This is a genomic window from Fusobacterium sp. (assembly GCF_019012925.1).
Lineage (GTDB): Bacteria > Fusobacteriota > Fusobacteriia > Fusobacteriales > Fusobacteriaceae > Fusobacterium_A.
Window position 1 is genome coordinate 42,736 of sequence record NZ_JAGIRL010000025.1, and the last position, 20,466, is coordinate 63,201.

Genomic DNA, 20,466 nt, shown 5'->3' on the forward strand with positions numbered 1-20,466 from the left:
TAACTATACGGCTCAATGTTAACCGCATATAGTTTAATAAATTACCAGAAATTACATAATTTCCGACAATTTAAGTATAATCCAATTTCTATATTTTTTCAAGGGGTATTCAAAGTAAAATTATATAAAAAAGGAGCCTTAAAAGCTCCTTGTAATTTTAAAATTTATCTATAACATGAGAAAAACCATCAAAGAATATTCTAAATCCAATTGACATTATAAATATCTGCATCACTTTCGATAGAATATATAGAACTAATTTTCCTAAAATTCTTTCAAGTAAACTACCTATCATTAAGATTAAAAATATAAGTATGAAGGCAATAAGTATAGAAAGACTGTTAGAAACTAGTCCGTGTTCAGCACGTCCAATTAGAGCAGTAGTCAAACTTCCAGGACCAACCATCATAGGAAAAGCCATTGGAATGATAGCTTGTTTAATTTGCTCTTCAGCAGATAAAGATTTTTCAGATGCTCTTCTTCTTGGTGGAAAGATTAAACTCTTGATAGCCATAAGAATTAGGATAAGACCACCAGCCATTTTTAACTCATTCATATTGATTCTGTAAAAATTGATCATCAGAAATTCTCCAACCAAACTGAATATCCAAGTTATAAAAAAACCAGTAAGAGCAATCAATTTAAATAGTTTTGCCCTTGTCTCCCTCTCCATTCCTTCAGTCATTCCTATAAAAAGTGGAACATTACCAAAAGGATTTAAAACAGCTATTAATGTTAATGCATTTATAAATATTGTATTAATACCCATAAAAAAATTTCCCTCCATTTTTCAAACTTCATTAATTATATTTCTTTTTGTAAAATGTGTCAATTGATAAATAGTATATTTAAAATTAAATTTTATATAGAAAAAAAGAAAATTATATTTTTCATAAATGTTATACAATTTTCTTTAATATACTAGAGATTAACTTAAAATATCAAAGAAATATTATAGAAGAGTTTTAAAAATAGATAAAAATAGTGTATAATATACAATGAAAAGAGATAGTAGTAAAAGGGGTGAGTTTGTTGTTAGATAAAATAGTTATAAAAGGTGCAAGAGAGCATAATTTAAAAAATATAGATATAGAGATACCTAAAAATAAATTTGTGGTAATTACAGGAGTGAGCGGGAGTGGAAAATCTTCACTTGCCTTTGATACAATCTACTCAGAGGGACAGAGAAGATATGTTGAGAGTCTTTCAGCTTATGCTAGACAATTTATAGGTCAGATGACAAAGCCAGATGTAGATAGTATAGAGGGGTTAGCACCAGCAATCTCCATTGAACAGAAAACAACAAATAGAAATCCACGTTCGACAGTTGGAACTATAACAGAAGTATATGACTACATGAGATTATTATTTGCTCATATTGGTACTGCTCACTGTCCAATTTGTAATAAGCCAGTTGAGAAACAGAGTATAGAGGAGATAGTAGAAGGAGCTATTGAGAGATTTGAGGAGAGGGATAAGGTAATAATTTTATCTCCAGTTGTAAAGGATAAAAAGGGAACTCACAAAAACCTTTTCCTAAACCTATTAAAAAAAGGGTTTGTAAGAGCAAGAGTTGATGGAGAGATACTATATTTAGAGGACGAGATAACTTTAGATAAAAATAAAAAACACAGTATAGAGGTGGTAGTAGATAGAATTGTACTGAAAAAAGAGGATAAAGAGTTCATTAGCAGATTTACTCAAGGAGTAGAGAGTGCAACAGAACTTTCTGGTGGAAAGGTGATATTAAATATTAATGGTGAGGATTTTTCATATAGTGAAAACTATGCTTGTCCTGATCATGAAGAGGTAAGTATACCAGATCTAACACCTAGATTATTCTCTTTTAATGCTCCATTTGGTGCTTGTCCTGAATGTAAAGGAATAGGGAAAAAATTAGAAGTTGATGAGAACAAATTGATAGAGAATGAGGAACTATCTATTCTTGATGGAGGAATATATATTCCAGGAGCTTCTACAAGAAAGGGATATAGTTGGGAGATTTTTAAATCTATGGCAAAAGCTTTTAAAATAGATTTAACAATACCTGTAAAAGATATGAAAAAGAGAGATTTAGATATAGTCTTTTATGGTGCAGAGGAGAAGTTTAGATTTGATTATGAGGGGGAAGATTTTCAATTCCATGGATATAAGGAGTATGAGGGTGCTGTAAAAAATCTAGAGAGAAGATATTATGAGACTTTTTCAGAATCAATGAAAGAGGAGATTGAGAATAAATACATGATTGAAAGAGTCTGTAAAGTATGTAATGGAAAGAGATTAAAACCAGAAGTTTTAGCAGTGACTGTCAATGAAAAAAATATAATGGAACTGTGTGAGATGAGTATTAAAGATGCTTTGAATTTTTTCAATCAGATAGTTCTCACTTCAAAGCAGGAAAAAATAGCAAAAGAGATATTGAAGGAGATTAGAGAAAGATTATCTTTTATGATAAATGTAGGACTGGATTATCTCAGCTTGGGAAGAGAGACTAAAACTTTGTCTGGAGGAGAATCTCAAAGAATAAGATTGGCTACTCAAATTGGTTCGGGACTTACAGGGGTACTGTATGTATTGGATGAGCCAAGTATAGGACTTCATCAAAAGGACAATGATAAGTTATTAGCTACTTTGAAGAGATTAAAGGATTTAGGAAATACATTGATAGTAGTAGAACATGATGAAGATACTATGTTACAAGCTGATGAAATAGTGGATATAGGACCAGGAGCGGGGGAGTATGGTGGTGAAATAGTGGCTCACGGAACTCCAAAAGAGGTGATGAAAAATAAAGAATCTCTTACAGGAAAATATCTAAAAGGGGAGTTAAGAATAGATGTGCCTAAGAGTAGACGTAGTTGGGAAAAATCTTTAAAGATATATGGAGCTAAGGGAAATAACTTAAAAAATATAGATTTAGAGATACCTTTAGGAGTTATGACTGTAGTAACAGGAGTGAGTGGGAGTGGAAAATCAACTTTGATAAACCATACTCTTTTTCCAGCACTTTTTAATAGATTGAATAAAGGAAAACTATATCCGTTGGAGTATTCAAAGATAGAGGGAATTGAAAGTTTAGAAAAAGTTATAAATATAGATCAAAGCCCAATTGGAAGGACACCACGTTCTAATCCAGCTACTTATACCAAGATTTTTGATGATATAAGGAGTATATTTGCAGAAACAAAGGACGCTAAGGCTCATGGATTTTCAAAGGGAAGATTCTCATTCAATGTAAAAGGTGGAAGGTGTGAAGCTTGTCAAGGAGCGGGGATAATAAAGATAGAGATGAACTTTTTACCTGATGTATATGTAGAGTGTGAAGTTTGTAAAGGAAAAAGATACAATAAAGAGACTTTAGATGTATTCTACAAAGGAAAAACAATTTCAGATGTTTTAAATATGAGCGTATTAGAGGCTTATGAATTTTTTAAAACGATACCAAGTTTGGAGAGAAAATTGAAAGTCTTAATAGATGTAGGTTTGGACTACATAAAACTTGGACAACCTGCTACAACCCTTTCAGGAGGAGAAGCACAGAGAATAAAATTGGCAACAGAGTTGTCAAAAATGACCAAAGGAAAAACTATCTATATTTTGGACGAACCAACTACAGGATTACACTTTGAAGATATAAGAAAGTTGCTTGAAGTACTGAATAGATTGGTAGAGAAGGGAAACAGTGTAGTGATAATTGAGCACAATTTAGATGTGATAAAGAGTGCTGACTATATAGTAGATATAGGTCCAGATGGGGGAGATAGAGGAGGAACAATAGTAGCCTGTGGAACTCCAGAAGAGATAGCTAAGGTAAAGAAAAGTTATACAGGAAAATATATAGATAAAATATTAAAAAATGAGAAAATAATACCTGTTACTAAGAGAAGAGGAAGGAAAAAACTTGAGTTATTAGAGGTAGCAGAGGATGAGATAAAATTAGATTAAAAGAAGGAGAGCTTAGATGTTTGAATACTTAAAAGGAAGAGTGGAGTACAAAAAACCAGAGTACTTAGCCTTAGATGTAAATGGTGTAGGTTATAAGGTAAATATATCTTTAAGAGTGTATGAAAAGATAAAGACAGGAGAGGTAGTTAGGTTATATATCTATAATTATATAAAAGAGGATGCCTTTAAATTAATTGGATTTTTAGAGGAGAGAGAGAGAAATCTTTTTGAGATGTTACTGGGAGTAAAGGGTGTTGGAGTTTCACTAGCACTCTCTATTATGTCAACATTTGATTCAGATATGTTGAGAAAGATAGTTGGGGATAATGACTATGCTACATTGAAAAGAGTTCCAAAATTGGGAGAGAAGAAGGCTCAACAGGTAATATTGGATCTAAAAGGAAAATTGAAAGCTATTGGAAATCTATTTACTCAAGATGAGGATATTTTAGGAAGTTTTGCAATAGAAGATGAACTATATGAAGCATTGGAATCATTGGGATATAGCCAAAAAGAGATAAACTCTCTAGTGACAAAAGAGGAGTTAAGAAGCTTTACATCAATTGAGGAAGCTATAAAAATGGTGTTGAAAAAAGTGAAGTATTAGAGGTTATAAGGAGGAAAAATGGAGTACAAAGAGCTGTTTGAATCTGGAATGAGTTATGATCTTTTTATGAGTATTGCAACTGATAAAGAGAGAGATGAGATTTTGAAAATAAGTGAAAATATCACTATATGTGAGGAATTTACAGAGAAGATAAGAGATTTAGAGCAAGGGTATAATTTCCTGTTGAGTGCAGAGTCGTGGTGTCCATATGTAAGAGCTACTCTCCCTGTTTTACTCAAGATAACAGAGATAAATCCTAAAATAAAGCTCACAATTATAACCGAGGGAAGAGGATTTAGATACTTGAGAGAAAAATTAAAAATATCTGAAGAGCTGTATGTAATACCAACTCTTGCTATTTTAGATGAAGATTTTCAGTTTGTAGCAAGATATGTAGGAAGACCAGCAAAGTATAGAAATATAGGTTTTGAAAATGTGAGTGAAGAGTATTTTGCTGGAAAGAGATCAGATGATATAATAGAGGAGATACTAAAAAAATTAAAAATAAAATAAGTTGGGGGAAAAGATGTTAAAGAGAGTTTTGCAAATATCAGTATTACTACTCACTCTTTTTGGGAGTTTGAGACTTTATTACAACAAAGAAGTGGGAAAAGTAATAGATAACTACAATGGTGTGAATATATATTTTAATAATATTCCATTTACAAGTAAGGGAGATAGCTTTGGAGCTGATGGATACTATTATGGTAAAAAATATCAGGGAGTTGAGTTTGTGAAAAGGTACTATGATCACCAATTTCAACACAGATTCTCTACTGATATTGAAAAAGGAAAAGATTTTTATGACTTCAATATTAAAGATGGAGAGATAAATGGAGGTTTAGAATTAATTCAATATAGCAATCCAAGTGTATATTCAGTAAAAGAGGGGGATATCTTGGTATTCAAACCTTCATTACTGAAACCAAATGGTGGAGTGGCAATAGTTTCAAAGGTTGGTAATAATGAGTTGGAATTGGTACAACAAAACTGTTGGAAAAAGAGTAGAGATATAATTTCACTAGAAAATAGAGAGAATAAATGGTATATTACTGATGAGAGTGTAATAGGAAGATTGAGTAAAAATAATTAATTTATATAAGTATTAAAGGAGAGATGAAGAATGAAAAAATTTTTAATTGGTGCAATTTTAGCTATGGGTTCAGTATTAGCTTATGGTGAGACTATTGCAATAATCGGTGCAATGGACGAGGAGATAAGTCTTTTAAAACCAGAGATAAAAGATATGAAAGAGAAAACAATAGGAAAAATAACTTTCTATCAAGGAAAATTGGAGAATAAAGATGTAGTTCTATTGAAAACAGGAGTGGGAAAAGTGAATGCTGCTGTAGGAGCTAATACTGTAATTAGAGAGTTTGGGGCAGAAAAAATAATATTTACAGGAGTGGCTGGAGCAATTAATAGAAAGCTAAATGTAGCAGATGTAGTTATATCAAAAGATCTAGTGCAGCATGATGTAGATTTAAGTGCCTTCGATAGACCATTGGGATTAATACCAGGAGAGGAGAGTGCTGAATTTAAAGCTAATCCTGAACTTATTGATTTGGCTACAAAATCAGCTATAAAAGTTTTAGGAAAAGACAAGGTACATTTAGGAAGAATAGCCACAGGAGATCAATTTATAGCTGACAAGAAAAAAGTGGAATTTTTAGGTGAGTATTTTAAAGCGGATGCTGTTGAGATGGAGGGAGCATCAGTTGCTCAAGTGGCACAGATATATGGAGTTCCATTTGTAGTGTTGAGAGCTCTATCAGATAAAGCTGATGGAGGAGCAGAGATGGTATATGATGAGTTTGTACAAGTAGCTGCTAACAACTCTGCAAAAATTGTAAAAGAGATGTTAAAAAATATAAAATAAGCTATCTGAATTTCCCTATATTGAGAAGCTAGGAGGATAAAATGAAGTATGTAGATCACAAGGTAATAAAAACAGCAATAGGAACTTTTATCTCTATATATCTAGCAGATATATTTGGAATACAGTTTGGAGCAACAGCAGGAATAGTTACAATAATAAGTATACAGGCTACCAAAAAAGAGTCTTTTATTATAGCTTTTGAGAGGTTTTTAGCCTCTCTGATTGGGTTGTTTATAGCAGTGATATCCTTTCAGATATTTGGATATTCTCCCCTAACTTTTGGGCTATTCATATTAATTTTTATGCCGTTGTGTCTAAAATTTAAGTTGTTTCAAGGTTTTTTATGCACAGTTGTTTTAGCAACACATATTTTAAGTTTAAAAGAGGTTTCCTTTTCAATAGTTATGAATGAAGTTTATATACTTTTTCTTGGAATAGGTGTTGCCTTAATACTGAATATGTATATGCCAAATATGGGGAAAGAACTAGAAATAAAAAGAAAAAATATTGATATTCTAATGAAAACACTAATAAATTATTTTGGAGATGTCCTTATTACAGGTTCAGTTTTCACAGATGAAGATAAGATTTTTAAAGAGTTAAAAAAAGAGTTAGATGAGGCTAGAGAGATAGCTTTTCAAGAGTATAATAATGATCTATTTGATAGTTCAAGACAGAATATAGATTTTGTTCAAATGAAGAGAAATCAATATAAAATTTTACTGAGAATGAGAAAACATTTTTATAGGTTTTATTTGAGTAGTGCACACACTCCAATAATCTCAGAGTTTGCAGGAAAAGTATCAGATGCTATCGGTGTAGATCAACTCTATCAAGGGGTATTGGTAGAGTTAGAGAGAATAAGAGAGGTATTTAAAAAGATGCCACTTCCACAGAGTAGAGTCGAGTTTGAGAGCAGAGCAACACTTTTTCAATTTTTAAATGATATTGAGGAGTTTTTGGAGATGAAAAAAGACTATATGGAGAAGTGGAGAGATAGCAAAAGATAAAATAACAGAAGAGAGAAGAGGAGTAAGATGATAGAATTCTTTATTGCTAAAAAACATATAATAGAGAGAAAGAAGCAAAGTTTGATATCTGTAATAGGAATAACTATTGGGGTAATAGTTCTTATGGTATCTATAGGGATAGCCAATGGTTTGGATAAAAATATGATAGATAGTATTCTCTCTGTAACAAGTCATGTAGTAGTAGCTAACAGTGGCAAGATCAAAGATTATAAAGAGGTAAAAGATCAGATAGAAAAGATAGAAGGAGTAAAGGGAGCTGTTCCGAGTATAGCTACTCAAGGTATATTCAAATATAATGGACTTTTTGGTGGATATGTATCTGGAGTTAAGATTGAAGGGTATGATCTAGAGAGTGCTAAAAAGGCTATGGATTTGGATAAGAAGATAGTCTTAGGGAGTATAGATCCAGATAAGATAAATGGAATTCTTATAGGAAAGGAGCTATTTGGTTCTATTGGGGCTAGTATAGGTGATGAGGTAACAATAATCTCATCTGAGAATAAAGAGATAAAATTTAAGATTCAAGGTGTATTTCAAAGTGGTTATTATGATTATGATGTAAATATGGTAATCTTACCTCTAAAGGCTGTACAATATTTAATGTATGGAGAGGATGTTGTTTCTAAAATAGATGTAACTTTAGATGATCCATATAAAGCTCGTCCAATTTCAATAGAAATTACTGATAAAACAGGGATATTTTCAAGAACTTGGGGAGATATGAACCGAAATCTTCTTTCAGCTCTCTCACTTGAAAAAACAGTTATGATAATGGTTTTTTCATTGATTGTTGTTATAGCTGGATTTGTGGTATGGGTAACTCTTAATATGCTGGTGAGAGAAAAGATTAAAGATATAGGAATAATGAGAGCTATGGGATTTTCCAAGCAAAATATAATGAAGGTTTTTTTAATTCAGGGTATGGTATTGGGAGGAGTAGGTATTTTTATAGGGACTACACTATCTCTACTATTTCTTTGGTACATAAAAAATAATAGTTTGGATTTCATCACTTCAATATATTATCTGACAAAAATCCCAGTGGAGATAACTTTAAATGAGATTTTAGTAATAATAGGAGCTAATTTTTTAATAATATTTATATCGAGTATATTCCCTGCATATAGAGCAGCAAAAATGGAGACAATGGAGGCCTTAAAGTATGAGTAGAGAGATCTTAAGACTTGAAAATATAGAGAAAAAATATAGTAGTAACAGTGAGGAGCTACATATAATTAGAAACTTGAATTTTGTAGTGGAAGAGGGAGAGTTCATCTCTATATTGGGACGTTCAGGTTCTGGTAAATCAACACTATTAAATGTAATTGGACTACTAGATAAGATAGATAGTGGGAAGATATTTATAGATGGGAAAGAGGTAGAAGCACTATCTGAAACAGAGAAAGATAGTTTGAAAAATCAGGGAATAGGTTTTGTTTTTCAATTTCACTATCTATTACCTGAATTTACAGCTTTAGAAAATGTTATGTTACCTGCTCTATTAAATAATTTTGATAAAAAAGAGGAGATAGAGAAAAAAGCTTTGAGTCTATTAAAAAAAGTGGGAATGGAGGAGAGAAAATCTCATAAACCCTCTCAACTATCAGGAGGAGAAAAGCAGAGAGTGGCAATAGCTAGAGCTTTAATAAACTCTCCAAAAATCTTATTGGCAGATGAGCCAACAGGAAATCTGGATGAAGAGACAAGTGAGATGATATTTAAAATATTGAAAGATATAAATAAAAATGAGAAACAAACTATTATTGTGGTAACTCACTCTAAGGATTTGGCAGATATCTCAGATAAGCAAGTTTATTTGAAAAAAGGTGTATTAGTAGAAAATTTATAAAAATTTTAATAAAAAAAAAGGAAATCAAGAGTTTTTGGAGTATAATAAAGTAACAAAACAAAGATACAACAAGGAAGTGGTATTATGAAAATGACTATCCATGGAAAACAATTAGTTATAACTGATGCGATCAAAAATTATGCAGAGACTAAACTAGGGAGGGTTGAAAAGTATCACGATGGAATAATAGAATTGGCTATTAATTTATCAGCGGTAAAATTAAAAACTGGTAATTATCATACAGTAGAGGTTCTAGCATATCTTGGTGGAAGTACAGTAAAAGCTTCTTGTACAGATGTAGATCTATATGCAGCTATTGACCAAGTCTCAGATATTTTAGAGGGACAATTGAAAAAACATAAGGCTAAAATAAGAGATGCAGTTCAATCAAGAGAACCAATGATTAGAAAAGTTAAGTATGACCCAGAAACAAGTACAGTTGAGAAAGAGGCAGCTGTAAATGTTGTAAAGGTGTATCTACCACCTAAGCCAATGGATGTAGAGGAGGCTATACTTCAATTAGAGATATTAAATAAAGTTTTCTTCCCATTCACAAATGCTGAAACAGGAGAGATGAATATAGTTTATAAGAGAAAAGATGGAGATTATGGACATATCCAACCGTCTAAATAATAGATAGATAAATATAAGAGACTACCTTAAGGTAGTCTCTTTTTAGCTATGATACTTATTAGTAGAGCTGTAATGACAAATAGTGATGCTCCAATTAAAAATATAGACTTATAACTTAGATAATCTATAATTATTCCTGAAATAAAAATACTTAAAAGAAAAAATAGTTTACTAGAGCTTATAAAAATTCCTAAATATTTTCCTAAAAGATTTTGAGGTATCTCTTTTTGAATAAAAGATGTTAGACCAACATCAAAAAAGGAAGCTTGTATTCCAAAGAGAAGCATAGCTACTATATAGATAGCTGTAGTGAATTTTAAATCTAAAGATATAAAGATAGGAAGAGAAAATAGTAAAAAAATTCCACCTAATTTATAAAAGATCTTTGAAAAATATGAAAGAGCAATATTTTTGACTCTTAATGCAAATAGACTTGCACCAAAGATCATACCAATGTAGAAACAACTCTGTATGATACCAAAAATTTTACTATCAATTTGAAATACTTTATTTATTAGATATGGAATAGTAACTGAAAAAGTAAGACCATATCCAATGTTAAAAATAATTCCTGTGATAACAATTAATTTAAGTAGATCATTACTTTTATCTGCAGTACTTTCTAAAGTTTTCTCACTCTCTTCAATATTTTTATTACTAAAGGTTAAGAAAAAATTAGTAATGATTACTATAAAAAGACAAAAAATATTTAAAATTAAGATAGATTGAATTTTTAAAAATGAGTATAGAAATCCACCGATAATAGGAGCTAAAACTCCACAGACAGAGTTTATAGTGGAATAGATAGAGTTAGCTTTTATCAACCAATTTTGAGAAAATAATAATGGAATACTTGCCTCAAAAGTGAGATAGACTAAAAATGAAAAAAAGTTATTTAAAAGAATACCACTATAAATTAGATAAAGCATATTAAATTTTTCCCAAGAAAAAAATAAAATTAACATCAAAAGGAGATTTAGGGTATTAGCTAAGATGATTAAATGTTTCTTATGAACTATTTTATCAATTAATTTTCCTAAAAATGGTGCAGTGATGACTAGAGGTAAGATAGAAAAAGCAACATTTGTAGCTAAAATAATTCCTTTTTCAGTTTTTTCTAAAAGATATAGATTGGTAGCAAAATTGAAAGTAATATTTCCGATAGTAGCAATGATTAAGCCAAGTGGAAAAATAAGTTTGTTTTTTAAATTCTCCATAGATCTATTCTCCCCTTTATATTATTAATTGTATAAAAAATAAGAATTGCTTCATATATCAAGATATTGAGTAGAGTGATTCTATTTCAAAATTCTTTATAAATTCCACAATTCTTTAATTTTTTATAATTTTACATATGTACTATTTTGTAAGTAATTTTCATCATTTCCATTGATATAAAGTACAGTACCACCCTTTATATAATCTATTACCTCTTTAGAGATCTCTTCAGGAATAGCAGGACAACCGAGACTTCTTCCTAAAAATCCATATTTATTCATAAACTCCTTAGTGGCATAATCAGCTCCATGAACAACAATATTTCTATCTAAAGCATTTGAATTAATACCAGGTTCTAAGCCTCTTAATCTAAGTGAGTAGCCATTACTTCCCATATAAGTATTATCAGTTAGATAAAATCCCAAAGAACTTTGGTATGAATTTCTTTTGTTAGAAAATTTTATAGCAGTATCTAAACCTGTGTTTTTTCCATGAGTGACATAAGTTAAGAAGTCCACCTTACTATTTTCTAGATCTATTACAAAAAATCTCTCTTCATTTGAAGGTTTAGAAAAATCTACAATTGTTATATATCCCTCTTTTTTATCTGCAATCTTATTATATCCATGAATAGCTTTTAAAAATGTAGAATACTCTAATTTATCTTCAAGTTTAAGATTTTTATAAACTTCCCTAATACTCTCTTCACTTTTCAAATCCAATCCAAAAGTTACCGATCCCAATAATGTCAAGCCTAAAATGATTTTCTTTAACACTTTTTGTTCTCACCTCAAATAATATAATCCATTATAAAAATTATATTTATTTTTTCTCAAAAAGTCAACAAAAATAGAAAGAGATTAGCAATTGTTATTTTATGTGGTATAATCTATTAATAGTACAAATACAGTATGGGGGAGTGGCTATGTATTTAAAAAAGTTAAAAATTAAAAATTGGCAATGTATAGATGAAACAGAGATAAAATTTGAAAATTTGATGCTTTTTATAGGACAGAGCAACAGTGGAAAATCTAGTATTATGTCTGCAATTATGTTTTTTTTAGGATATAGAAATTTTAGATCCAAAGATATTAGAGATGAGGAGCAACCACTAATCATAGAGGGAAGATTTTATAACTACTATAATAAAACTTTTCATTTAAAAAATATAGATGTGTCGAATAAAAATATCTGGTTAAAAGTAGAGAAAAATTTAGAAGAGGAAGCTAGATACTTTGTTTTAGTGGATAACAGGTGGAATAGAATAAGTGAAAAAGAGTATATTACAATAACAGAGAGCACCCCATTGCTCTATATTCCGTCTTTTTCTGATAGAGAGCAGTCGTGTTTTTTTATCAACTCGTTATTAAATATACTTGAGAGCAAGAAAATAAATAGACCTGAAACAATAGATGAGATGATAGATACCTTTAATAAGTTGCAGAGTGATTATGTGAGCAGAGGCTTGTATAGAAATTTGATATTTGAAATTTTTAGATCTTTGGCTATCTACTCCAAAAAGAAAAAACACTCATTATTAGACAACTCACTTGTAATATTTGAAGAACCAGAGCTATATTTACATCCACAAAAAGAGAAAGAACTTTTTGAAAATATGTGTCTATTGACTAAACTAGGTTGTCAGATATATGTGACTACCCACTCAAGTAATTTTATCAACTTATATATGTATAAATCTATATGTATTGTGAGAAAGGAAGAGAGCATTGGAACAAAGGTATTTCAATTTAAAGGTTTCTTATTTTCAGGAGATGAGATCAAAAATTTTAATATGAACTACTGGATAAATCCTGATAGAGGAGAACTTTTCTTTGCTAAGAAGGTTATCTTGGTAGAGGGACAGACAGATAAAATTGTACTGGGATATCTCTCTAAAAGATTGGGAATATATAAATATGACTACTCTATATTGGAATGTGGTAGTAAAAGTCTAATTCCACAGTTTATAAAACTTTTAAATGTGTTTAAGATACCATATGTAGCTGTGTATGATAAGGATAATCATTTTTGGAGAACTCCAGAGGAGATAGAGAATTCTAAACAGAAAAATAAAACTATAAAAAATAGTGTGAACAAAGAGATTGGTACTTGGGTAGAGTTTGAAAATGATATTGAAGAGGAGATATATCAGGAGAATAGAGAGAGAAAAAATTATAAAAATAAGCCTTTTTATGCACTGAAAACAGTGACAGATTCTAAGTATGTAATACCTAAAAGATTGGAGATAAAGATTAGGAAGATATTTTCATAGATTTACTTTCATTTTATTTGACTAAATGTATAAATCTTGATATTATAAAATGGAAATGAAAGGTGGTAATTTATGAAATTTTTAAAAGCGATAAAAAATTTTTTGTTGAAGGTTTTACTTTTTGTTATAAAAGAGCTTTTCTCTTTTATAATAAAGTTTTTCTTAGTGTTGATTGTGATAGCAACTATACTAGGAGGTGTGTTAAAATACTCATCTAAAGAGAGCGAGAGTGTAATTAAAAATGGGAGCTATGTAGAGATTGATCTAGGAAAGGAGTATCCTGAAAGATTGGAGAATCTACCTAAATTTTTATTAGATGGAGAGAGTAATTTTTACTCACTTTTAACAAAATTAGATGGTATAAATAGAGATGAAAAGATAGATGGAGTTTTGTTAAAGGTGGATAATCTATCTTTAGATAGAGCTCAGATAGAGGAATTGGGAAGTAGATTGGATAGGTTGAGAGAGAGTGGAAAAAGAGTGGTAGTTTATGGTGTGGAGATGAACAATAGAAACTACTCATTAGCTCTACATGGAAGTGAAATTTATATGCCTGGAACAATGAGTGCAAATGTAAATATAACTGGGTACTACAGCCAATTAGCTTATTATAAGGGACTTGCAGATAGATTGGGAGTTAAATTCAATGTTATCCACGTGGGAGACTATAAGTCTTATGGAGAGAATTTTACTAAGAATACAATGTCTAAAGAGTATAGAGAGAATATTGTAAGATTAAACGATAAGATATATAGCAACTTTATCAATAAGATTTCTGATAGAAGAAAGGTAAATAGAGAGTTGATAGATAGTAAAGTTTTAGCTGGTGACTTTGTTTTCTCAGAGCCATATCAAATGAAGAAATTTAATTTGATAGATGAGTTTGCTTATGAAGAGGAGATAAAAAGAGCCATAGGAGAGGATAAGATAGTAGCACTTTCAAACTATCAAGAGAACACTCAGATTTCAAAAGACAAGATAGCTATAATATATGCTGAAGGGACTATTGTTTTAAATGGAGAGAAGGGTGGAATTGGAAGTAGTGTTTTTCCAGCTCGAATTTTTAATGAGTTAGAAAAAGCTAAAAAAGATAGCTCTATCAAAGGAATTGTATTGAGGATAAACTCTCCAGGAGGATCAGCTTTAGCTTCAAATTTGATAAGTAATAGATTAAAAGAGATTAGCAAGGAGAAACCTGTATATATTTCTATTGGTGGAATGGCTGCTTCAGGGGGATACTATATAGCAGCTAACGGAAATAAGATTTTTGCTGAGAAAGAGAGTATTACAGGATCAATAGGGGTGGTTAGTTTAATACCAAACTTTAATGAGATGATGAAAAAGATAGATGTAAATGTAGAGAGTGTAAAAAAGGGAGAGTATTCAGATCTATTCTCATTAACTAAAAATTTTACAGCAGATGATGAGGAAAAGATATATGGCTCAAGTGTGAAGGTGTATAATGAGTTTTTAGATGTGGTAGCACAAGGAAGAGGTCTGGATAGAAATTATGTTCATACAATAGCACAAGGAAAAGTGTGGTTAGGAGAAGAGGGAAAAGAGTTGGGCTTAGTAGATGAGATAGGAGGATTGGAAGATACAATCTCATCACTGGCTAAGGAGTTAAACTTACAAAATTATAGCTGTGTGGAGATAGTAGAGAGCGAAAGTATAAATAGTGTTATCAAAGGATATATACCATTTAAAACATTTTTTAAGGAAATTTCAAGTATCTCATATGAAAAAGAGTTATATTTTAAACCGATTTACTTTTTTCCATACAATATTTAGAAATATGTTGGAAAATTCTATAAATATGTGATATAATCACTCTTAGGGAACGAAAATATCAGGAGGAGAAAATATAATGGTAAGAAAATTAAAAGGTGGAAAAACATCACAAGGTGCAGGAAGCCAAATGAATATATTAAAACAAGCTCAAGCTATGCAACAACAAATGCTTTTAGTTCAAGAAGGGCTTAAAGAGAAAGAGTTAACATCTTCAGTTGGTGGAGGAGCTGTTACTGTAAGAGTTAATGGACAAAAAGAGTTATTAGAAGTTAAATTAACTGATGATATAGTTAAAGAGGCAGCTGAGGATAAAGAGATGTTAGAAGATCTAATCGTTTCTGCTGTTAAAGAAGCTATGAGACAAGCTGATGAGTTAGCTGAAAATGAGATGGGAAAAGTAACTGGTGGAATAAATATACCAGGATTATTCTAATTCAGTTTTGGTCAGGAGTTTTAGGAGAGATAAACACTAGGTTTATTTCTCCTTTTTTCTTTTGAGTAAAATATGGTATAATATAAGTAACGTACTTACTAGGAGGAGATGAATTATGAAAAAATTTTTAAAAACTGTATTGGGGATTTTCTTGATCTTAGCAAGTAATGCACTTGCTTGTACAGGAATTACAGTAAAGACAGAGGATAATAAGATGATACAGGGGAGAACAATAGAGTATGGAGAGGGAAATCTAAATAGTAAATTGGTAATCTCTCCAAGAGGAAAGGAGTATCAATCACTTACACCAGAGGGAAAATTTGAAGGACATAAATGGAAAGCAAAATATGGTTTTGTAGGTGCATCTTTGATAAATGAATTATTTATTGGAGAGGGGATAAATGAAGCTGGGCTGAATGCAGGACTTTTCTATTTTCCACACTATGGAAGTTTGGCAAAATATGAGAAAAGTTCAGCTAAAAAATCTATTGTTGATATGCAATTTGTGAGTTGGATTCTTTCTAATTTCTCTACTGTTGAGGAGTTGAAGAAGGGATTAAAGGATATCAAAATAGTTAATATAGCTCTTGATGAGAAGGGTAATCCATTACCAACAGCACACTGGAGAGTTGGAGATGCTAATGGTGGAAATATAGTAATAGAGATTGTAAATAACGGTGAGGTAAAAATTCATGAAAATAAAGTTGGAGTTATCTCAAATTCACCAGACTATGAGTGGCATGTAAAAAACTTAAATAACTATGTCAATGCTTATGCAGGGAATGCACAGAGCTATGAATTGAATGGGCAAAAAATATTCTCATTTGGAGCTGGAACAGGAGCTTTAGGATTACCAGGAGATATAACTCCACCTTCAAGATTTGTAAGAGCTTTTTATTTCCTATCTACTATAAAACCAATAAACAATAGTAAAGAGGGAGTAGAGGAAGCTTTTCATATTTTAAATAACTTTGATATACCAATAGGGGTTGAATATTCAAAAGAGCATAAGCAATATATACCGAAAGATCTTCCAAGTGCAACACAATGGACAGCAATCAGTAGCTTAAATGATAGAGAGTTTTATTATAAAACTATGTATAACAGTCAAATTAGAAAGGTGGATTTGAAAAAAATTGACTTCTCAACTGTAAAATATCAAGCTAATCCATTGGATAAAAAACCAGAGGAGAGCATAGAGGAGTTAGTTTTCTAATTAAAAATGAAAGTAAGGGTAACTAAGAAAAAAATAAAAAATATAATTATAAAAATTAATGATATGGGAGAAGTTTTAGTGTCTGCTCCTTTAAATGTTCCAAATTACTATATAGAAAAGGTATTGAAGGAAAAAGAGGAGTGGATAAGGGAGAGGTTAGAACTTCTGACAAAAAGAGAGAAAAAAATTGTACAGTATGATAGCGGAGAGATTTTCAGTTACTTGGGAAAGAGATATACAATAGAGATACAACACTCTACTAAAGAGTATTGTCAATTAAAAAATGATAAATTTATAATATATTTAAAAGAGAATAGCTTTGAGAAAAGAAAAACTTTAATTAATACTTGGATCTGTGATAATTTTTGCCCTTTTATGATGGAACTCACTATGAATATTAGTGAAAAGATAGGCTATACTCCTGAAGTTGTAAAATTTAGAGATATGAAAACTAGATGGGGATCTTGTAATTCTAAAAATAGGAGTATAACATATAATTATCAGCTATATAAAAAGAGCAGAGAGATTATAGAGTATGTAGTTTTACATGAATTGTCACACATACCATATCCACATCATCAAAAAAGTTTTTGGGATTTTGTAGAAAAATATATGCCAGACTGGAAAATCAGAAGAAAACTGTTGAAGGAGAGTAGTGATGAATAGTCAATTAAAAAGTATAGCACTAATGTTAGTTTTAGGAATAGGTGTAATAGGGTTATATAATCATATGTATGGGGAGAAAAAGGTCAGTGTAAAAGTAATAAATTCAAATGACTACTCTTCAACTTTTTCTAAAGAGGAGAGAGCAAAATTAGATGCTATAACTTCAGCTTCAGTAGTAGCAGAAAATTATATAAGAGAATATACACCCAATGGATTTACAGATAGTGATAGTAAAAAAGCTATAGTAATAGTTGGGGAACCGAGAAAAAATTCGATAATGTATGATATGGTTTACACTACTATGAGATCTTTGGAGGAGAGTGGAGTAGAGGTTGAATTGAGAGATCTTTATAATATGAATTGGAATCCAGTATTACACCCTGATGAGTTTTATTCACAAAAAGATGGAATTGGCAGTGTTCCTGAAGATGTAGCAAAAGAGCAGGAGCTTATAAAAAAAGCTGACTATATAATTTTTATCTATCCAAATTGGCATGATTCTGCTACCTCAATAGTAAAAGGTTATCAAGAGAGAGTATTCTCTAGAAATTTTGCCTATGAAGTGGGAGAGAAAGGGCATAGAGGTTTACTTGCTGGAAAATCTATGTTTACAATTATGAACTGTGGATATTTAGGTGGTGGAAGAGGTTATATAGATGGCGGAAAAGGAATAGAAGATGAAAAATGGAATAGATATATGTTAGCTTATAAAGTTTTTGATGATGATACAGCAGATTGGTGGGGAGTAAAAAATTTAGGTAGGTTTATGAATGACAGATATCCACAACCTACCTCGACTAATTTTGAAAAAGATCTAAATCAATTGAGAGAAGAGCTTAAAACAGAGATTTTAAAAGCTTTCTCACTAAATGCTAGATAATTATGATTTTAATTTAGTAACTAGATTCTCAAATCCACAATTTTTAAAGATATCTCTTGCTTTTATAGAAGGGATATCTTTTGTTTTTATAGCTTCCATAATCTGTTTATCAAAAGGGACTTTTACATCTACTTCATATCCTTTTTCTCTGATAAACTTCTCTATTTGCTCACTGATTTCAGAGGATAGATCATACTTATTGATAATGAAGTATGGTCTCAATCTAAATCCTTCAACTAGAGTGATTACTCTTTCTAAATCGTGGAGTCCAGATAAAGTTGGTTCAGTAACAATAACCACCTTTTTTACTCCAGTCAAGGAGCTAATGACGTTACAAGCTATTCCTGGAGCTCCATCTAATATGATGTATTCAGAATTACTACTCTTTGCTAATTCTTTAGCTTTTTTTCTAACTTGAGATACCAATTTACCAGAGTTTTCCTCTCCAGGAAAGAGAGTAGCATGAACCATCTTTCCATACTTAGTCTCTGAAACATAGATATTACCTGAATGATTTTCTTTCATAGTAATAGCATTGACAGGGCAGATATATTCACATGCTCCACACCCTTCACATTTTTTAGGGTTATCAATAGCATCAAATTTACAAACTTTATAACATTGTCCACAATCTATACATTTATCTCTGTCTAAAAAAGCCTTTTTCATACCAAAAAACTTTTCTTCACTTACTTCAGTTGGATTAAAAAGAATCTTTAAATTTGGAGCATCTACATCACAATCTGCAATAATTAGATTATTAAAATATGGAACTAATGATGATGAAATACTAGTTTTACCTGTACCACCTTTTCCTGAAATAACTAAAATCTCTTTAATTTCCATACTCTTTCACCTTTTTTAAAATATTTTTGAATATCTTTTGAGAGTCGGGAAGAGCATCTGCAATTATTTTTCCCTCTGAATAGGATTTTGCTACCTCTCTTGAAAAAGGAAGTTCTCCTAAAACCTCAATGGAGTTTTTATCACAAAAGTCTAAAATTTCACTGTTCTCATCATCAGCTTTATTAATAACTATTCCAAAAGGAATCTCCATATCTTGCAGTAATTGAACAACCAATTTCATATCACTCAATCCAAAAGGAGAAGGTTCAGTAACTAGTATAGCAAAATCACTACCTTCCAAGGCATTTACAGTGTTGCAAGAGGTACCAGGTGGACAATCTATTATGATATCCTCACCCTTTGCCATACTGTGAAGTCCCTTTATAATCTTTACTCCAGACATCTCACCAATGTTTAGTTTTCCATAGAGTAGATCAGAATTAAAATAACTCTTCTCTACAAATATCTTTCCAATCTCTCTCTTCTCCCAAGAGATAGCATTTGTAGGACAAACTAACTGACAACCACCACAGTCGTGACAGCTTTCACCAAATATGACAACACGATTTTTAGCAGGGATAATAGCATTAAACCTACAAAAATCACCACACTTTCCACAGAGAGTACATTTTTCCATATCAACCTTTGGAAAGTGATTGAAAATTGATACCTCTTGAGAAGTTTTTCCCTTTAAAAAGATATGTGAGTTTGGTTCCTCTATATCTGTATCTATTAGAAGAGATTTAGTTACAAAGGCAAAACTACTACTGAAAGTAGTTTTACCTGTACCTCCTTTACCACTTAAAACAGCTATTTTCATAGGGCATCTACGCCATTCTTAAACCTGAAAATTGTGATGAGAACAGATGTTTTTCAAGTTTACCCTCATGGTAGTTTTTCAATACCTCTTCTACAGTAGTATACTCTCCAAGCTTATATACAGGGATCTCAAACTCTTCGATCAATGTTTCAGCCTTAGGTCCTATCTCCCCAGCAATTATCACTTCAACTCCAAGAGAGACCAGTTTTTTTACAACTTTTAATCCAGCACCAGTAACTTCATCTTTGGCATCATTTTCAATTATCTCATATTGGTTACTCTCATCATCTAAAATAATGAAATATCCAGCTCTTCCAAATCTCTTATCAACTTTAGAATCATAATTTTCTTCTTCAAGTCCTATTGCAATCTTCATAGTT

The 20,466-nt window shown here is 31.1% G+C and carries 21 protein-coding genes; 15 read left to right on the forward strand and 6 right to left on the reverse strand.

Annotation, left to right across the window (positions count from 1 at the left end; all coding sequences use genetic code 11):
- Positions 1-157: 157 nt before the first annotated feature.
- The gene (locus QZ286_RS04915) at positions 158-769 is read right to left on the reverse strand and encodes a MarC family protein (protein ID WP_291255862.1); all 612 of its coding nucleotides are present in this window, start codon (positions 767-769) and stop codon (positions 158-160) included.
- A gap of 263 nt (positions 770-1,032) precedes the next feature.
- Here QZ286_RS04915 and uvrA point away from each other — a divergent pair, with 263 nt between their 5' ends.
- The 9 genes from uvrA to raiA all read left to right on the forward strand — a co-directional run bounded on the left by uvrA (position 1,033) and on the right by raiA (position 9,944).
- Complete coding sequence (gene uvrA, locus QZ286_RS04920) at positions 1,033-3,945, forward strand: excinuclease ABC subunit UvrA (protein WP_291255863.1); 2,913 nt, start codon at positions 1,033-1,035, stop codon at positions 3,943-3,945.
- Positions 3,946-3,961: 16 nt separating this feature from the next.
- Complete coding sequence (ruvA, locus tag QZ286_RS04925; RefSeq protein WP_291255864.1) at positions 3,962-4,552, forward strand: Holliday junction branch migration protein RuvA; 591 nt, start codon at positions 3,962-3,964, stop codon at positions 4,550-4,552.
- An 18-nt stretch (positions 4,553-4,570) separates the two neighbouring features.
- Entirely contained in the window at positions 4,571-5,065 is a 495-nt protein-coding gene (locus tag QZ286_RS04930; protein ID WP_291255865.1) for a thioredoxin family protein, read from the forward strand.
- A gap of 13 nt (positions 5,066-5,078) precedes the next feature.
- Positions 5,079-5,645 (forward strand): CHAP domain-containing protein, encoded by a 567-nt coding sequence (locus QZ286_RS04935; protein ID WP_291255866.1) that lies wholly within the window; start codon positions 5,079-5,081, stop codon positions 5,643-5,645.
- 63 nt (positions 5,646-5,708) lie between these two features.
- The gene (locus tag QZ286_RS04940; protein WP_291255894.1) at positions 5,709-6,431 is read left to right on the forward strand and encodes a 5'-methylthioadenosine/adenosylhomocysteine nucleosidase; all 723 of its coding nucleotides are present in this window, start codon (positions 5,709-5,711) and stop codon (positions 6,429-6,431) included.
- A gap of 41 nt (positions 6,432-6,472) precedes the next feature.
- Complete coding sequence (locus QZ286_RS04945) at positions 6,473-7,441, forward strand: aromatic acid exporter family protein (RefSeq protein ID WP_291255867.1); 969 nt, start codon at positions 6,473-6,475, stop codon at positions 7,439-7,441.
- A 27-nt stretch (positions 7,442-7,468) separates the two neighbouring features.
- Positions 7,469-8,632: an ABC transporter permease gene (locus QZ286_RS04950; protein ID WP_291255868.1), complete on the forward strand. Its 1,164-nt coding sequence runs from the start codon at positions 7,469-7,471 to the stop codon at positions 8,630-8,632.
- Positions 8,625-9,311, forward strand: a complete 687-nt coding sequence (locus tag QZ286_RS04955; RefSeq protein WP_291255869.1) for an ABC transporter ATP-binding protein — start codon at positions 8,625-8,627, stop codon at positions 9,309-9,311. The genes QZ286_RS04950 and QZ286_RS04955 overlap by 8 nt, the downstream gene beginning before the upstream one ends.
- An 84-nt stretch (positions 9,312-9,395) precedes the next feature.
- Entirely contained in the window at positions 9,396-9,944 is a 549-nt protein-coding gene (raiA, locus tag QZ286_RS04960) for a ribosome-associated translation inhibitor RaiA (protein ID WP_291255870.1), read from the forward strand.
- Between the two features lie 26 nt (positions 9,945-9,970).
- Here the strand turns inward: raiA and QZ286_RS04965 are convergent, their stop codons facing one another.
- A complete protein-coding gene (locus QZ286_RS04965; protein WP_291255871.1) occupies positions 9,971-11,161 on the reverse strand; it encodes an MFS transporter in 1,191 nt (396 codons plus the stop codon).
- 123 nt (positions 11,162-11,284) lie between these two features.
- Positions 11,285-11,938, reverse strand: coding sequence for a murein L,D-transpeptidase catalytic domain family protein (locus tag QZ286_RS04970; protein WP_291255872.1), 654 nt, complete (start codon positions 11,936-11,938; stop codon positions 11,285-11,287).
- A gap of 149 nt (positions 11,939-12,087) precedes the next feature.
- On the opposite strand from QZ286_RS04970, the gene QZ286_RS04975 reads away from it, so the two are divergent.
- From QZ286_RS04975 to QZ286_RS05000, 6 genes are all read left to right on the forward strand, one after another.
- On the forward strand, positions 12,088-13,434 hold the full coding sequence (locus QZ286_RS04975; RefSeq protein WP_291255873.1) for an AAA family ATPase: 1,347 nt from the start codon (positions 12,088-12,090) through the stop codon (positions 13,432-13,434).
- Positions 13,435-13,506: 72 nt separating this feature from the next.
- Positions 13,507-15,225 (forward strand): signal peptide peptidase SppA, encoded by a 1,719-nt coding sequence (gene sppA / locus QZ286_RS04980; protein WP_291255874.1) that lies wholly within the window; start codon positions 13,507-13,509, stop codon positions 15,223-15,225.
- Positions 15,226-15,301: 76 nt separating this feature from the next.
- Positions 15,302-15,658, forward strand: coding sequence for a YbaB/EbfC family nucleoid-associated protein (locus QZ286_RS04985; RefSeq protein ID WP_291255875.1), 357 nt, complete (start codon positions 15,302-15,304; stop codon positions 15,656-15,658).
- A 115-nt stretch (positions 15,659-15,773) separates the two neighbouring features.
- Complete coding sequence (locus tag QZ286_RS04990; protein ID WP_291255876.1) at positions 15,774-16,874, forward strand: choloylglycine hydrolase family protein; 1,101 nt, start codon at positions 15,774-15,776, stop codon at positions 16,872-16,874.
- Positions 16,875-16,880: 6 nt separating this feature from the next.
- On the forward strand, positions 16,881-17,540 hold the full coding sequence (locus QZ286_RS04995) for a M48 family metallopeptidase (protein ID WP_291255877.1): 660 nt from the start codon (positions 16,881-16,883) through the stop codon (positions 17,538-17,540).
- On the forward strand, positions 17,533-18,420 hold the full coding sequence (locus QZ286_RS05000) for an NAD(P)H-dependent oxidoreductase (protein ID WP_291255878.1): 888 nt from the start codon (positions 17,533-17,535) through the stop codon (positions 18,418-18,420). Before QZ286_RS04995 ends, QZ286_RS05000 begins: the two co-directional genes overlap by 8 nt.
- Here the strand turns inward: QZ286_RS05000 and QZ286_RS05005 are convergent, their stop codons facing one another.
- Genes QZ286_RS05005 through QZ286_RS05015 form a run of 3 tightly spaced genes read right to left on the reverse strand, consistent with a single transcriptional unit; the run spans position 18,421 to position 20,462 of the window.
- Entirely contained in the window at positions 18,421-19,266 is an 846-nt protein-coding gene (locus tag QZ286_RS05005) for an ATP-binding protein (RefSeq protein WP_291255879.1), read from the reverse strand.
- The gene (locus QZ286_RS05010) at positions 19,256-20,086 is read right to left on the reverse strand and encodes an ATP-binding protein (protein WP_291255880.1); all 831 of its coding nucleotides are present in this window, start codon (positions 20,084-20,086) and stop codon (positions 19,256-19,258) included. The genes QZ286_RS05005 and QZ286_RS05010 overlap by 11 nt, the downstream gene beginning before the upstream one ends.
- Positions 20,087-20,093: 7 nt before the next feature.
- On the reverse strand, positions 20,094-20,462 hold the full coding sequence (locus tag QZ286_RS05015) for a NifB/NifX family molybdenum-iron cluster-binding protein (RefSeq protein WP_291255881.1): 369 nt from the start codon (positions 20,460-20,462) through the stop codon (positions 20,094-20,096).
- Positions 20,463-20,466 lie beyond the last annotated feature (4 nt).